This is a genomic window from Acidobacteriota bacterium, assembly GCA_029861955.1.
Classification (GTDB): Bacteria; Acidobacteriota; Polarisedimenticolia; order Polarisedimenticolales; family Polarisedimenticolaceae; genus JAOTYK01.
This window is the reverse complement of record JAOTYK010000018.1, coordinates 18,448-33,447: the sequence shown is the minus strand read 5'-3', so window position 1 is coordinate 33,447 and position 15,000 is coordinate 18,448. Positions and strand designations below refer to the sequence as shown.

At 63.3% G+C, this 15,000-nt stretch carries 12 protein-coding genes and 3 tRNA genes; 10 read left to right on the top strand and 5 right to left on the bottom strand.

Annotated features, from left to right (window positions below):
- Window positions 1-3: 3 nt before the first annotated feature.
- The 3 genes from OES25_10535 to murA all read right to left on the bottom strand — a co-directional run bounded on the left by OES25_10535 (window position 4) and on the right by murA (window position 2,892).
- A complete protein-coding gene (locus tag OES25_10535) occupies window positions 4-1,185 on the bottom strand; it encodes an acetyl-CoA C-acetyltransferase (protein ID MDH3628075.1) in 1,182 nt (393 codons plus the stop codon).
- Window positions 1,186-1,269: 84 nt separating this feature from the next.
- Window positions 1,270-1,620, bottom strand: a complete 351-nt coding sequence (locus OES25_10530; GenBank protein MDH3628074.1) for a histidine triad nucleotide-binding protein — start codon at window positions 1,618-1,620, stop codon at window positions 1,270-1,272.
- Between the two features lie 12 nt (window positions 1,621-1,632).
- Complete coding sequence (gene murA, locus OES25_10525; protein MDH3628073.1) at window positions 1,633-2,892, bottom strand: UDP-N-acetylglucosamine 1-carboxyvinyltransferase; 1,260 nt, start codon at window positions 2,890-2,892, stop codon at window positions 1,633-1,635.
- Window positions 2,893-2,960: 68 nt separating this feature from the next.
- On the opposite strand from murA, the gene serS reads away from it, so the two are divergent.
- The 9 genes from serS to OES25_10480 all read left to right on the top strand — a co-directional run bounded on the left by serS (window position 2,961) and on the right by OES25_10480 (window position 12,522).
- Window positions 2,961-4,238 (top strand): serine--tRNA ligase, encoded by a 1,278-nt coding sequence (gene serS / locus OES25_10520; GenBank protein ID MDH3628072.1) that lies wholly within the window; start codon window positions 2,961-2,963, stop codon window positions 4,236-4,238.
- A gap of 48 nt (window positions 4,239-4,286) precedes the next feature.
- Window positions 4,287-4,703: a hypothetical protein gene (locus OES25_10515; protein MDH3628071.1), complete on the top strand. Its 417-nt coding sequence runs from the start codon at window positions 4,287-4,289 to the stop codon at window positions 4,701-4,703.
- Between the two features lie 96 nt (window positions 4,704-4,799).
- Complete coding sequence (locus tag OES25_10510; GenBank protein ID MDH3628070.1) at window positions 4,800-6,116, top strand: TolC family protein; 1,317 nt, start codon at window positions 4,800-4,802, stop codon at window positions 6,114-6,116.
- Window positions 6,113-7,450: an efflux RND transporter periplasmic adaptor subunit gene (locus OES25_10505; protein MDH3628069.1), complete on the top strand. Its 1,338-nt coding sequence runs from the start codon at window positions 6,113-6,115 to the stop codon at window positions 7,448-7,450. Before OES25_10510 ends, OES25_10505 begins: the two co-directional genes overlap by 4 nt.
- Window positions 7,447-10,668 carry an efflux RND transporter permease subunit gene (locus OES25_10500; protein ID MDH3628068.1) on the top strand — a complete coding sequence of 1,074 codons (3,222 nt, stop codon included), beginning with the start codon at window positions 7,447-7,449 and terminating at the stop codon, window positions 10,666-10,668. The genes OES25_10505 and OES25_10500 overlap by 4 nt, the downstream gene beginning before the upstream one ends.
- 8 nt (window positions 10,669-10,676) lie before the next feature.
- A tRNA-Ser gene (locus OES25_10495) sits at window positions 10,677-10,762 on the top strand.
- A gap of 73 nt (window positions 10,763-10,835) precedes the next feature.
- A tRNA-Ser gene (locus OES25_10490) sits at window positions 10,836-10,925 on the top strand.
- 15 nt (window positions 10,926-10,940) lie between these two features.
- Window positions 10,941-12,392, top strand: coding sequence for a glutamate--tRNA ligase (gene gltX / locus OES25_10485; GenBank protein ID MDH3628067.1), 1,452 nt, complete (start codon window positions 10,941-10,943; stop codon window positions 12,390-12,392).
- Window positions 12,393-12,448: 56 nt separating this feature from the next.
- Window positions 12,449-12,522: transfer RNA gene (locus OES25_10480), tRNA-Gln, on the top strand.
- Between the two features lie 8 nt (window positions 12,523-12,530).
- On the opposite strand, the gene OES25_10475 is transcribed toward OES25_10480, so the two are convergent.
- Entirely contained in the window at window positions 12,531-13,148 is a 618-nt protein-coding gene (locus OES25_10475; protein ID MDH3628066.1) for an MBL fold metallo-hydrolase, read from the bottom strand.
- Between the two features lie 98 nt (window positions 13,149-13,246).
- Between OES25_10475 and OES25_10470 the strand changes: the two genes are divergently transcribed.
- Window positions 13,247-14,257: an NAD-dependent epimerase/dehydratase family protein gene (locus tag OES25_10470; protein ID MDH3628065.1), complete on the top strand. Its 1,011-nt coding sequence runs from the start codon at window positions 13,247-13,249 to the stop codon at window positions 14,255-14,257.
- Window positions 14,258-14,270: 13 nt separating this feature from the next.
- Here OES25_10470 and OES25_10465 read toward each other — a convergent pair whose 3' ends face one another.
- Entirely contained in the window at window positions 14,271-14,993 is a 723-nt protein-coding gene (locus OES25_10465) for a DUF2270 domain-containing protein (protein ID MDH3628064.1), read from the bottom strand.
- Window positions 14,994-15,000 lie beyond the last annotated feature (7 nt).

Below are 15,000 nucleotides of genomic sequence, written 5' to 3'. Positions count from 1 at the left end.
CCCCTAGTCCCGTTCGATACCCATGGCGACGGCGTTGCCACCACCAAGACAGAGTGCCGCAATGCCGCGCTTCTGATTACGATCCTCGAGCGCGTGCAGCAGTGTGGTCAAGACTCGCGCACCGGAAGCACCGATCGGATGACCCAGCGCGACGGCCCCACCAAGAACGTTGTGTTTCTCGGCACTGATCCCGAGCTCTTTCCCGAGAGCGATCTGCTGAACCGAGAACGCCTCGTTGAATTCGTAGAGATCGACGTCGGCGTCGGTCCAGCCGGTCTTCTCCCAGACCATCCGGACCGCCTTCTCCGGCGCCATCATCACGAGTTCCGGTGCCAGGCCGCTCGTGGCATAGCTCACGATCCTCGCGCGGGCGTTCAGCCCCAGCTCCTTCGCTTTGGCGGCTGAGGTGATGGCGACGGCACTGGCGCCGTCGTTGACGCCGGGCGCGTTTCCGGCCGTCACGGTGCCGCCCTTCTTGAAGGCGGCTCGGAGACGACCCAACGACTCGAGCGAGGTGTCCCGTCGTGGGGACTCGTCGGTATCGAACAGGATCGGATCCTGTTTCCGACGTGGCACTTCCACCGGCAGGATCTCCGCCTTGAACTTCCCGTCATCGATGGCCGCAAGCGCACGCTGGTGGCTCTGGAGCGCCCAGGCATCCTGTTGCTCTCTACCGACTTCCCAGCGCTCCGCCACGACCTCGCCGGTGTTCCCCATGTGGTAGTCGTTGTAGACGTCCCAGAGTCCGTCGTGGATCATCGAGTCGAGCATCTTGCCGTGCCCCATGCGGAGACCGGTCCGACCGCCCTTGAGCAGGTACGGCGCGTTGGACATCGACTCCATGCCGCCGGCCACGATGATGTCGGCGTCGCCACACTTGATCGCCTGGGCGGCAAGCATCGCGGACTTGAGACTGCTACCGCAAACCTTGTTGATCGTGACGGCGGCGATCGAGTCGGGAAGATCGGCACCGAGGGCCGCCTGGCGCGCCGGGTTCTGCCCGAGGCCCGCGCCCACGACGTTACCCATGATCACCTCGTCGATCTGCTCGACGTCGAGACCCGAGCGACGGATCACCTCGGCGACCACCCGGGCACCCAGGTCCGTGGCCTGGAAACCGGAGAGCGTCCCTAGAAATTTACCGATGGGTGTTCGAACCGCACCGACGATGACGGGTTGTTGCATCGAAGACCTCCGCGAATTAGCGCTTCTGTCTGTTGGAAATTCAGGTTCGGTCCGAGGATTCTAGCGCGTTCGGCGCTCGATCGCTCAGCCCGGGGGCCAGCCGAGATCTCGTCCGGCCAGGAGGTGGAAGTGCAGATGAAACACCGATTGACCGGCGTCGGCGCCACAGTTATTGACCACGCGGTAGGCCTCGGAGACGCCCTCGCGCCGTGCGATCTCGGCACACGCCAACATCACCCGTCCCAGGAGGGCGCCATCGTCCTCGGTCGTGTCGTCGAGGCGCGGGATATGCTTCCGTGGGATGACGAGCAGATGGGTCGGTGCCTGAGGTGCGATGTCGCGGAACGCGAGAATCTGGTCATCCTCGTAGACGATCGATGCGGGGATCTCGCCGGCCACGATCCGGCAGAACAGACAATCGCCGACCTCGCTCATACCATCCTCCGATCAGCGGATTCGCTCTACGTCCGCCCCCAATGCCGTCAGCTTGCGATCCATCTCCTCGTAACCGCGATCAAGATGATAGATCCGATGGACGAGCGTCACACCGTCCGCGGTCAGCGCAGCCAGAACCAGGCTTGCCGAAGCGCGCAGGTCCGTTGCCATGACCTGGGCTGCGGTCAACGCCGCGGGACCGACCACGACGCAACTGTGTCCCTCGATACGAATGTCGGCGCCCATTCGGAGGAGTTCCCCGACATGCATGAATCGTCGTTCGAAGATCGTCTCGGTGATCAACGAGGTCCCGTGGGCCTGAGTCATCAGCGCCATGTACTGGGCCTGCATGTCGGTCGGAAACCCCGGATGGGGGGACGTTCGGAGATCGTGGGCCTCGAGGCGGGACGGACGCGAGACGTTAAGCGTCTCCCCGTCCTCCGATACGTCAATGGTGACGCCGCATGATCTCAGCTGCTCCAGGACCGGCGCGAGGCTTTCGATGTCGGCACCACGGAGCTGGACGTTCTCGCCCATCAGCGCGCCGGCTACCAGATAGGTGCCCGCCTCGATCCGATCCCCCATCACACGATGGTCGACCTCGCCGAGCGCCTTCCGCCCCTCGATCACGATCTCATCCGTCCCGTCGCCACGGATCGAGGCACCCATCCCACGGAGCATGTCGGCCAGATCGATGATCTCCGGCTCCTGAGCACAGTTGCGGAGAATCGTGGACCCCTCTGCGAGGGTCGCCGCCATCATCAGGTTCTCGGTGCCCGTGACGCTCTTCTCGGGAAACGAATACTCGGTCCCGTGTAGGCGATCGACCCGTGCCTCGACGTAGCCGTGTTGGAGATCGACCTCCGCACCCATTCGCGAGAGACCCTCGATGTGGAAATTGATCGGGCGCTCGCCGATGGCGCATCCGCCGGGGAGCGAGACCCGCGCCCGGCCATACCGCGCCAGAAGGGGCCCCAGGACCAGAACCGAGGCCCGCATCGTCTTGACCAGATCGTACGGGGCCTCGAACGACGCGACCTTCGACAGCGTGACCCGCCGCTCGGCCGCAGCAAGCTCGTCGACCGATGCGCCGAGGGTCTCGAGGACTCGGATCATGGTTCGGACATCTCGGACCAGAGGCAGGTTCCGTAAGACCACCGGCTGGTCGGTCAGCAGGCATGCCGCCAGCGCCGGCAACGCGGCGTTCTTGGCGCCCGCGATGGCCACCGCGCCGCTGAGGGAGTTCCCGCCCGTGATGCGAAACTTGTCCATGGAAGCGCGCATCGTATCACGCACGATTGCTACAATGCGCACCCGTACGGACGGAATGGGGAGCACCGATGCTGGACATACAACGACTCCGAGAAGACCCTGAGGATTTCGCACGTCGTCTCGCCGATCTTGGCCACGAAGGGGGGCTGGAGGTCATCCTCGAGCTCGATCGGAAACGCCGGGAAGGCCAGACGCGGATCGACGAACTCAAGCACAAGCGAAATGCCCGTTCGAAGGAGATCGGCGGCATCCTGAAGTCCGGTGGCGATGCGACCGAGTTGAAGGAAGAGGTGCGTCGCGTCGGCGACGAGGTCGCAACGCTGCAGACCCAACTCGAGGCATCGGAGACCCAACTCACCGCACTGCTCGCGACGCTCCCCAACCTCGCCCACGAGAGCGTTCCGATCGGGAAGAGCGAGAACGACAACGTCGTCGTGCGGACCCACGGAGAGGCCCCGGAACTGGACTTCGAACCCCGACCCCACTGGGATGTCGGTGTCGACCTGGGAATCCTCGATTTCGAGGCGGCCGCCCGAATGAGCGGTGCTCGATTCGTGGTCTATCTGGCCGAAGGGGCTCAACTCGAGCGAGCGTTGATCCAGTTCATGCTGGACTTCCAGACCCGCGAGCGTGGCTACACGGAGGTTATCCCTCCGCTGCTGGTCCAACCCGGGGCGCTCTACGGTACCGGGCAACTTCCGAAATTCGAAAAGGATCTGTTCAAGATCGACGACGGAGAGTTCTACCTGATTCCGACCGCCGAGGTTCCACTGACCAATCTTCATCGTGAGGAGATCCTCGACGACGATCGTTTGCCGCTCACGTATTGCGCCTACACTCCGTGCTTTCGGAGTGAGGCGGGCTCGTACGGCAAGGACGTGCGTGGACTCATCCGACAGCATCAGTTCAACAAGGTTGAGCTCGTTCACTTCAGTCGTCCTGAGGAGAGCTACGAACAGCTGGAGATTCTCACCGCCAACGCGGAAGAGATCCTCCGTCGGTTGGGGCTCCACTATCGAGTCATGGAACTCTGCACCGGAGATCTCGGATTCGGTGCGTCGAAGACCTACGACCTCGAGGTCTGGCTCCCGTCCCAGGGAGTCTTCCGCGAGATCTCGTCCTGTTCCAACTGCGGGGACTTCCAGGCTCGTCGCGCTCGAATCCGTTATCGACCGGAAGCGGGTGCCAAGGCCCGGCTGCTCCACACCCTCAACGGGTCCGGTCTGGCCGTCGGGCGCACCCTCGTGGCGATCCTGGAGAACTACCAGAACAAAGACGGCTCGGTGACGATTCCTCCCGCCCTGCAGCCTTATATGCATGGAATGGAGAAGATCGGGCCTCGCTAGCCCCGTTAGAATTGACAATCCGGTGAACGGACGTCTATTTTCAGATAGATGCGTTATTTCGTCCCATCGGTCGGCCTCGGTCGCCGACTCCTGGTTCTGGCCGCGATGCTGGCCATCGTGCTGCCTGCGCTCGCCGGCCCCTGTTGCTGTGGCGACGAGGCGCCCAAGCCTGCCGACAACATGGCAGCCGATCATTCCTGTTGTCCCAAGAGTGGGACGACGTCGACCCATCGTCTCGTGCCGGCGGCCTGCGATTGCGAGCCGGCCCTCGCCGACGACCATGCCGACGTGGCTCTATTCGGCCAGCGTCACGCACACGACTTCGACTTCGTCATCTCCCTGAACGACGACACGGTCGCCGTCTCGTTGGACGAGCACGACCTGCTTGACGCTCGTTCGAGTGACCCACCCCCCGGCGGCGATCACGCCGACACCCTCCCCGCCCGCGGACCGCCCGCAGCCTGATACGTCGACGACCCGGTGGTCCTCGTGCGCGAGGTCACCGGAGATTCTGCGAATCGGCATGCGGAGTGGTCTATGTCTCTCTCTATCCGGAGATCGTTGGAAACTGTCTCTTTTGTCTTGCTCATGCTCGTGGTCTCGGATGTCCGCAGTGCCGGATCGACGCGCACGCTCCAGGTGCGCGAACCGGAACTGGACCGTCTCGTCCGTGCCTACTTCGATCGCAACCCCGACTGGATCGGACGCGACGACCGGGTCCAGGCGATCCGGAGCCAACAAGAGGTGGCCCTCGCCTACCCCGACCCGCTGTTGAGCTATCGCTGGTTCGCGGCACCCACCGAGACCCGTGTCGGTCCGACTCGTCACGCATTCGGCTGGCGACAGCCCATCCCGGGGCGGGGCAAGCGTCGTGTCGAGAGTCAGCGTCACGAGCTGCGCGCCTCGGTAGAGACGTGGGAATCGAGAAGCGTAGCGGTCGCCGAGGTCAGCCAACTTCAGCGGTACTACCTGCAGGCGGCCGGTCGCACGGAACGGTCCACACTCTTGAAACAGGAGATGGAACTCCTCAGTCGATTCGAGGAGGTTGCCCTCACGCGCTATGCCACCGGCGAGGGCACCCAGGTCGCGGTGATCAAACTTCAGACCGATATCAACCGACTGGCGGATGAGCGATCGCGTCTCGCCATGGAATCCCGGTCGTTTGCATCAGAGATCGCGGCCCTTCTCGACGGCTCCCCCCTCACACTCGACGACGCTGCCCTTCCGACACGCAAGCCGGGACGGCCCCCGAGCCTCGCGCCTCTACTCGAGATGGCCGACAACCTGCACCCCGCCGTGCGAGCGCTCCAGTTGGACTTGAGGGCCCACGACCTGGAGACGGATCGCACCCGCCTGTCCGGTCGCCCCGATTACACGGTGGGTGTCGACTACGTCGTCGTCGGCGATCGACGTGACCGCATCGGGCGCTTGACTCCCCCGGCAGATAACGGCGACGACGGCGTCTCGCTCAATGTGGGCGTACGCATCCCACTCGATCGCAGCAAGACCCGGTCTGCGGTCGCCGGCGTCGAGGCCCGACGCGCGACTCGATCTCATAAGCTTGCGCGTCTAAGGAACCGACTTCTGTCTGCGGTACGCGATGCCTCGACTCGGATCGAGACCTATGCGGAACGGATGACGTTCTATGACGAGGTCCTGCTGCCGCAGGCCCGGCAAGCGCTGTCCGCGTCGGAGGCCGCCTACCGATCGAACCGACTCGGGTCGATCGACCTGCTGGATGCCCAGCGGGTCCTGTTCAACATCCGGCGTCAACGCCTCACACTGCTGACGGACTACTGGCTGGCCGTGGTCGATCTGCAGGAGGCCACCGGCGATCTCCCAGCCATGGGGCGGTCGATCGCGGAGGACCAACGATGACCAGACGCGGAAAGCTGCCCCCGATGGGACCGATATTTCGACGATTCGCCATCGCCATGTTCTTCCTGCTTGGCGTCGTCCTCGCAGGGTTCATCTTCGGGAACCCGCTCCAACTCGGTTTCCTGCCCAACTACCGCGGCGACGGACCGCCCGGGGGATCGGCGACGGCGACACTACCCATGCATATCTGCCCGATGCATCCGCAGGTTGTCCAGGAAGGCCCGGGGTCGTGCCCGATCTGCGGGATGGATCTGGTGCCGGTCACGAGCGTACAAGACTCACAAGGAACCGAGTCTGATCGAGCGATCTTCATCGACTCCGCTCAAGCCCAACGCGTCGGCGTCACAAGCGAACCGGCACGACGTGAGACCGTCGGCCGAAACCTCAGGACACTCGGCGTCCTCGATTTTAACGCGGACCGCATCAGCTGGATCAACACCAAGTTCTCCGGTTGGATCGAGAACGTTCATGTCTCGTACGTGGGGCAGACCGTCGAAATGGGCGAACCGCTGTTCGATATCTACAGCCCCGAACTCGTCTCGACACAGGAGGAGTACCTCCGCGCACTGGAATACCAGCGGTCTCTACAAACCGGTCGTAACGCGGACGTGCGACGACAGGCTGCCAGCCTCCTGCGCTCGAGCGGCGACCGGCTTCGCTACTGGGATGTCTCGGAAGAACAGATCCGGCAGTTGCGAGACCGCGGGGAGGTCCAGCGCCTGATGACGGTCCGCTCCCCCGTCGGCGGGGTCATCACGGAGGTGATGGACCAGGCCCTGGAAGGCATCTTCGTCAACGCGGGACACAACCTGTACCGGATCGCGGACCTCACGTCGATCTGGGTCCACGCCGATATCCACGAGGCTGACCTCGGCTGGATCGAGGAAGGCCAGTCCGCGTCGGTGGCCTTCTCCCATCGACCGGGACGGACGGCCCGTGGAACCGTCCTGTTCCTCTACCCGGAACTGAGCGCCGAGACACGGACACTGAAGACCTGTGTCGAGGTCGACAACCCCGACGGCTCTCTACGAGCCGGGATGTACGCGGAGGTCACCATCGAGGGTCCCTCGATCCGCGACGCCGTGACCATCACCGACACCGCGATCCTCCGGAGCGGCCAGCGCGATGTCGTCTTCGTCGATCTTGGCGACGGCCACTTCGAACCGCGAGACGTCCAGATCGGCGTTCGCGGCGAGAATGGCCGGACGCAAATCGTCCGCGGAATCGAGGACGGCGAACGAGTCGTGACCCACGCGCAGTTCATGCTGGACTCCGAGACGAGCCTCCGTGAGGCCCTGGATCGTTTTCGTCGACGAGAGACGGCAAAACCATGATCCACCGATTGATCGCGATCTCGGTTCGTCATCGTGGGTTGGTGCTGATGACGGTCTTCGCCCTGGCGGTCGCCGGCATCTGGTCGGCCGGTCAACTCTCCATCGATGCGATTCCCGACCTCTCGGATACGCAGGTGATCCTTCTAAGCCACTACCCGGGTCAATCGCCGCAGGTCGTCGAAGACCAGGTCACCCACCCGCTCTCCAGCGCCATGTTGTCGGTACCCCAATCCACGGACGTGCGTGGGTTTTCCTACTTCGGTCTGTCGTTCGTCTATGTCCTCTTCGAGGAGGGAACGGACATCTACTGGGCTCGGAGCCGGGTCCTCGAGACGCTCGCCGGTCAGCGCGAGCAACTCCCCCCCGAAGCCCGTGTCGAGTTGGGTCCCGACGCCACCGGAGTGGGTTGGGTCTTCCAGTATGTGTTGCGGTCCTCGACCGTCCCACTCCATGAGTTGCGATCTCTCCAGGACTGGTTGCTGCGCTACGAACTCCTGGCAGTCGACGGCGTCGCCGAGGTCGCCAGCGTCGGTGGTTTCGTCAAGCAGTACCAGGTGACGGTCGATCCGATAAGGCTTCGCGGCTACGACATAACCCTGAAACAGATCGAACAGGCCATCCGTAGCGGCAACCGCGATGTCGGTGGACGACTCCTGGAGATGGCGGAGACCGAGTTCATGGTCCGCGGTCTCGGCGCGATCGAGAGTCTGGAGGACATCCGCGGACTCGCGATCGGACGATCGAGCGACGACACGCCGATCACGATCGGTGATGTTGCGGAGGTGCAGATCGGCCCGGAACTCCGTCGCGGTGTCGTGGACCTGAACGGTGACGGAGAAGTCGTCGGTGGCATCGTCGTCATGCGAGCCGGTGCCGACGTCATGGATACCATCGCCGGGGTCAAGCAACGACTCGAGGAGCTAAGACCGGGTCTTCCCGAGGATGTCGAGATCGTCACCGTCTACGACCGCTCGACGCTCATCCGCCGCGCAATCGATCTCCTGCGCAAGACACTGACCGAAGAGCTGATCATCGTCATCCTCGCGTGCGGCGTGTTCCTGCTGAGTTTCCGAAGTTCGCTGGTGGCGGTCGTCGCCCTTCCGGCGGGCGTCCTCGCATCGTTCGCGATCATGCACCTGCTGGGACTCGGCGCCAACGTCATGTCTCTCGGCGGCATCGCCATCGCGATGGGGGTCATGGTCGACGCAAGCGTCGTGATGGTCGAGAACGCCCACAAGCGGATTGAACAGGCGCACGAGGCCGGCGAACCCTACGACCACGCCACGCTGATCATCTCGGCGGCCCAGGAGGTAGGCCCGGCGTTGTTCGGCAGTCTGATCATCATCACCGTCTCCTTCCTGCCGGTCTTTTCCCTGCAGGCCGCAGAGGGTCGTCTATTCAGACCTCTCGCCGCGACCAAGACATTTTCGATGGCGGCGGCGGCATTACTTGCGATCACGTTGATCCCCGCGCTCATGGCGCTCGTCCTGCGTGGAAAGTTCCGCAGCGAACGAACCAACCCGATCAGCCGGATCTTCGCGGCGATCTATCGCCCATTCCTTGAATTCGCCCTTCGCTTTCCGGTGCTGGTCCTCGCGGTCGCGTTTCTCACGACCGCGATCTCATGGGTGCCCTACTCCAGACTCGGGAGCGAGTTCATCCCACCGCTGTATGAGGGTGATTTCCTGTGGATGCCGACGACCAATCCCGGAATCTCGATCGGCAAGGCACGAGAGCTGTTGCAGCAGACCGATCGCGCGCTCGCGGAGTATCCGGAAGTCGAGAGCGTGTTCGGCAAGATCGGGCGGGCCGAGACGGCCACCGATCCCGCGCCCCTTTCCATGATCGAGACGACGCTGCGCCTGAAACCACCCGACGAATGGCCGCGCGAGGAGGTCTCGCGCTTCTACAGCCGCTGGCCGTTACCGGCGATCGTCCGTCGTGGCCTCGGAAAGCTGTGGCCCGAGAGCCGTCCGAGCCGGACTCCTCAGGACCTCGACCGAGCGGTGCAGGAGTCGGCCCGCTTCCCCGGCCTCACCGGTGCAACGATGGAGGGACCGATCAAGGTTCGCCTCGATATGCTGACCACCGGTATGCGCGCACCGGTCGGTGTCAAGATCGCCGGCCCCGACCTGGCGGTCCTAGAATCGCTGGCCCTTCAGGTCGAATCGGCCCTGCAAGACCTGGAAGGAACCCGCTCGGTCTATGCGGACCGCACGGTCGGTGGACATTACCTCGACATCGAACTCGATCGTGACGCGATCGCACGTTACGGACTGGCGATCGGTGACGTACAGGACGTGATCGCGACCGGCATCGGTGGGCGAAAAATCGGAGAGACGATCGAGGGCGTCGAGCGGTATCCGATTAACCTGCGTTACCAATCGGAACTCCGCGACGACCCGACGAAACTCGGTAGGGTCCTGATCGCCACGCCACGGGGAGAGCAGATCCCCCTGGAACAACTGGCACGAATCTACGTCGCGGATGGCCCCCCGATGATCAAGAGCGAAGGCGCTCGCCCCAACGCCTGGGTGCAGATCAGCATTGACGACGGCGTCATCGATCTCGGCACGTACGTGGAACGAGCCCGCAAGCGAGTCGACGAGACGATCGACCTACCGACCGGCTACTCGTTGCGCTGGAGCGGTCGCTACGAGCAGCTGCAACGGGCCAACCAACGTCTTTCGATCGTGATCCCCGCCACGCTTCTGCTCATTGTCGGACTTCTCTATCTTCACTTCAGACGCTGGGCGCCGGTCTCGATCGTACTGCTGACGATCCCCTTCTCGCTTGTGGGAGGCGTCTGGCTACTCTACGCGCTGGACTACCGATTGAGTGTTGCCGTCGCCGTCGGCTTCATCGCGCTCGCGGGCCTCGCGGTGGAGACCGGCATCCTGATGTTGGTCTACCTGGATCATGCCTACGACCGGCGCGTCTCGGACGGACGGATGAACACCGTCACCGACCTGTACGACGCGATCGTCGAGGGCGCGCTGCTCAGACTGCGACCCAAGTTGATGACGGTGCTGACGACGATTCTCGCCCTGGTTCCCGTCATGCTCGGTAGCCCGTTCGAATCGGGCTCCCAGGTCATGCAGCGGATAGCGGCACCGATGGTCGGCGGCCTGGTCAGCGTCGCCGTTCTGTCGCTGGTGATTCAGCCCGCGATCTACATGTTGTGGAAACGGCGGTCCCTCGGACAGGTGCTAAAGTGAGCCGGCGCGGAGGGATGGGTGAGTGGTTTAAACCACCGGTCTTGAAAACCGGAAACCGCAAGGTTCGTGGGTTCGAATCCCACTCCCTCCGCCACTTGTGCCCCCTGGACGCTCGGGTGTTGACGGGCAGTGGCGGTGCGCTACAATCTCGCGGTCCCGCACATCCAGGAGAGGTGGCCGAGTGGCTTAAGGCACAGGTTTGCTAAACCTGCGTAGGAGCAATCCTACCGAGGGTTCGAATCCCTCCCTCTCCGCCACACTGGAAAATTGTCATGTCGGTGCGTGTCCGTTTCGCTCCCAGTCCAACGGGCTTCCTCCACGTCGGCGGCGCACGCACGGCGATCTTTAACTGGCTCTACGCGACCCGTCACGGCGGGACGTTCGTCCTACGGATCGAGGACACGGACGCACAGCGATCGTCGGACGAGATGGTTCAGGCGATCCTCGACGGGTTGGCCTGGCTCGGTATCGCCCCCGACGAGGGGCCGCACTTCCAATCGCAGTCGCGGGAACAACACGTTCGAGATGCCCACACGCTGATCGAGAGTGGTGCCGCGTATCGCTGTTTCTGTACGGCCGAGTCGCTGAAACTCCAGCGCGAGATGATGGAGAAAAAGGGCGGTGGTTACGTCTACCCCGGTACCTGCCGTCAGATTCCTCGCGACGAGTCGGACGCCCTGGTCGAGAATGACGAACCCTTCACGGTTCGCTTCAAGGTGCCCGAGGGTGAGGTCATCTGGAACGATCTGATCCACGGCAAGACACGGTTCGACAATAAGGTCATCGACGACTTCGTGATCCTGCGAACCGACGCCACGCCGACCTACATGCTCTCGGTCGTATCCGACGACATCGCGATGAAGATCTCCCACGTGATTCGTGGGGATGACCACCTGTCCAACACACCCAAACAGATCCTGCTCTATGAGGCCCTCGGCGAAGCACTGCCGGCGTTTGCGCATCTCCCGCTGATTCTAGGGCCCGATAAGAAACGTCTTTCAAAACGGCACGCGGCTGTCTCGGTCCTCGAATACCGTGGCGCGGGAATGCTGCCGGACGCGGTCTTCAACTACCTGACACTCCTCGGTTGGTCTCCCGGCGACGATCGACAACAACTGGACCGCGAGACACTGATCGAGACTTTCGAGTTGGACGGGGTCGGCAAATCCGGTGCGGTCTTCGACATGACCAAGCTGGAGTGGCTGAACGGTCAGTACATCGACCGGCTATCCCTCGACGAGTTTGCGATCCATGTCAAACCGTGGCTCCAGCGCGACGGACTCTGGAGGGACGAGTTCGTCGACGAAGAGGCCGTGGAGTACCGGCAGTTTCTGGCGCTCCTCAAGCCCCGCACTCGAACGCTCGCGACCGTCGGCGAGGCCGGAAGGTGGTACCTCGATCCCAACGACCCCGAGGACTACGACGAAAAGCCCGCCCGAAAACACCTGAAGGGTGAGGACCTGGAGGATCGGCTCTCGGCGCTGAACGACGGTCTCGATGCGATGACCAAGTGGGATGCGGAGGCGCTGGAGAGTTCGGTTCGAGCGCTGGCCGAGGAACGGCAGCTCTCCGCGGCCAAACTGATCCACCCGCTCCGACTGGCCGTCACCGGTCGCGGCGAGAGTCCCGGAATTTTCGAGGTCCTGGAGCTACTTGGGCAGACGACGACCCTTCGCCGATTCACGAAGCTGATGGAATATGCGAGGCGTCGGCCGTCGGAATAGGCGTTGCTTGAAATCGCATGGCCCCGAACCTATAATCCCGGCTCTTTTGCGCCAACTGGGGCGTCGTCCAATGGTAGGACATGCGGCTCTGGACCGTAGGATCGGGGTTCGAATCCCTGCGCCCCAGCCAACACGCACTTACTCCGGCCAGGCGGCCAGCGCGGCTTCCACCGTGGACCGTGCGTTCGCCGACGCGGCGCCGTGGGCCGGACACAGCCAGTCCGGCGCGCACGCCAACAGTCCTGCGACCGCCAGGCGCGTCGCCCCGTAGTCTTCGTGATGGGTCGCCGGAACCGGCGCAAACGGAGAATCGTCACCATCCCGCATCAGCAGGTCACCGACGAACAGGACCCGCGGATCGGATTCCCAGAGGATCACGAGATGCGGATTCGAGGGGCCGGTCACAACGCGACTGGTCACATCGTTCGCCGGTCGACTGCCGTCTTCGAGCCATGCATCGGGTAGTTCGTCGAGTTCGGCCCCCTCGGGTGCCATGACCGGTGCCTCCAGCCGATCTCGGAGCTGCCAGGCGGCTCGCTGATGGCAGCCTGCGGTCAAGAGAATGCCGGCCACCTCGGGCAGATTGGCCAGCGCAGTCTCTGCCAGCGGCAAGGGGTCGATCAATAACAGGCCGGCAGGCGTCGGGACACCGTAGGCGTCGCTACGAAAGTCAAGCCGATCGTCGTGGACCTTCCAATGAACAAAACCGGCGACGGTTCGGGTGATCGTCGTCGATTTTTCCGAGGGTTGCGACACGGCTCCTCCGCCCAAGAGCGGAGAGTTTAACAGCTAGCCCCGTTTCGGCGTCCCCCCGCAGTGCCTGCTATGCTCTAGGACGTTCTCCAGGAGGCCCCATGAGCGACAAGACGGTACTGGTAACAGGCGCCGCCGGCGAGATGGGGCAACTGCTTATCCCCCGGCTGACTGAGACCGGCCATCGTGTCGTCGCACTGGATCTTTCCGAGATCCCCGCAGCTCTAAAGCCTCACACCGCTCGAACGGTGAAGGCCAGCGTCCTCGACGGTGATGTCCTCGACACGGTGTTCCGGGATGAGAATCCCCAGATGGTCTTCCACCTGGCGGCTATCCTTTCCAGCAAGGCAGAGAAGGATCCGCTCCTGGCTCACCAGGTAAACGTCGACGGGACATTCCAACTCTTCCGCCTCTGCACCCGATCCCGTCGCACCCACGGTCGTCCCGTTCGGTTCCTGTTCCCGAGTTCTATCGCGGTCTACGGGTTCCCCTCCCGACTCGCCAAGCGGAGCGTTGCCCGCGTCCACGAACACCAGTGGACGCTTCCGATCGGAATGTACGGGTGCAACAAGCTCTACGGCGAGGCGACCGGCAACTACCTCTCGCGGCGTGCGCAGGACGGCGCACCGCTCCTCGACTTCCGAGCGATACGGTTTCCAGGGCTCGTCAGCGCCGCAACGCTCCCATCCGGTGGAACGACCGACTACGCACCGGAGATGATTCACGCCGCCGCTTCGGGGAAGCCCTACAGCTGCTTCGTCGATGCAGATACGCGACTCCCCTTCATGACAATGCCTGACGGCGTGGACGCCCTTCTGAGAATCGCGGCGGCCGAACCGGCATCCCTGACACAACGGATCTACAACATCGGAGCGTTCAGCGCTTCGGCCGCGGAGCTTCGTGACGAGTGTCTGCGTCACTTCCCCGACGCTCAGATCGGCTTCGCCTCGGACCTCCGTCGGCAGTCGCTGGTGGATTCATGGCCCAGGGATGTGGACGACTCCGCCGCGCGCGCCGACTGGGGGCACCGGACGCTGCACGGCCTTCACGGCGCACTGGAAGACTATCTGGTGCCGGCGCTCCGCGAGCGTTACCGCCTGACGGGAGCGTAGAGCGGATCCGGGCCTAGAGCTTCCAGTGCTCGAGGTTCCGTTCGATCCCCGCGATCTCGTCTTCGGGCTCGGCTCCGTGGATGTGACGACTGAGATAAGTCACCATGAAGAGAGAACCGTAGAACACCCCCCCACCGGCGGCGACGATCCACGCCGGAATCGGCCCGACCGCCATTCGGGGAAGGATCTCCGAGAGCGAATGGGCGATGTCCGGGTGCAGCGTCAGCTTGACGACCCATGCGCCGAGCAAGATCAGGAAGATGCTGAAGTAGTTCCTGCGAAGCCGTAAACCGACCGCCTCCAGAAGCGTGGTCTTGTACTTCGGAAGGTCGAGATCCATCGCCACCATTTCCCGCCAGGTCACCATCGGCGACTCGAGTTGCCGCGTAATCACCGGTATCAGGAAGTTCTCTTCCAACATGCGTACCCGTGCTCGATAGACCTCGAAGTATCGGTAGCGTCGCCCCTCGATGAGAAGGAACGAGAGGATCACGAGATTCGAGAGCAATAGCACGATATGCGGGTTCTGGGCCGACGCGAACGAGAACGACAGCATGCCGGCCATCGTCACGACCGCCCAGTTGGTCGTCAGGTCGAGACGTTGCCGCCAGCTGGTCGAACGATGCACCTCACCTCGGTAGAAGTGCACCATGACCGAGATGTATTCCTGACGCGTGAGCGGATAGGACTCGAACGAGTCTTCGACGGTGGGATCCCCTGGCGGTCGCTGGTCCATGACCGCA

What these genes read in the sequence shown, in the direction of transcription:
- OES25_10465 (MDH3628064.1), bottom strand. Translation starts at nt 14,993, where the DNA reads ATGGACCAGCGACCGCCAGGGGATCCCACCGTCGAAGACTCGTTCGAG.
- OES25_10535 (MDH3628075.1), bottom strand. Translation starts at nt 1,185, where the DNA reads ATGCAACAACCCGTCATCGTCGGTGCGGTTCGAACACCCATCGGTAAA.
- OES25_10470 (MDH3628065.1), top strand. Translation starts at nt 13,247, where the DNA reads ATGAGCGACAAGACGGTACTGGTAACAGGCGCCGCCGGCGAGATGGGG.
- OES25_10500 (MDH3628068.1), top strand. Translation starts at nt 7,447, where the DNA reads ATGATCCACCGATTGATCGCGATCTCGGTTCGTCATCGTGGGTTGGTG.
- OES25_10515 (MDH3628071.1), top strand. Translation starts at nt 4,287, where the DNA reads ATGCGTTATTTCGTCCCATCGGTCGGCCTCGGTCGCCGACTCCTGGTT.
- OES25_10530 (MDH3628074.1), bottom strand. Translation starts at nt 1,620, where the DNA reads ATGAGCGAGGTCGGCGATTGTCTGTTCTGCCGGATCGTGGCCGGCGAG.
- OES25_10505 (MDH3628069.1), top strand. Translation starts at nt 6,113, where the DNA reads ATGACCAGACGCGGAAAGCTGCCCCCGATGGGACCGATATTTCGACGA.
- serS (MDH3628072.1), top strand. Translation starts at nt 2,961, where the DNA reads ATGCTGGACATACAACGACTCCGAGAAGACCCTGAGGATTTCGCACGT.
- gltX (MDH3628067.1), top strand. Translation starts at nt 10,941, where the DNA reads ATGTCGGTGCGTGTCCGTTTCGCTCCCAGTCCAACGGGCTTCCTCCAC.
- murA (MDH3628073.1), bottom strand. Translation starts at nt 2,892, where the DNA reads ATGGACAAGTTTCGCATCACGGGCGGGAACTCCCTCAGCGGCGCGGTG.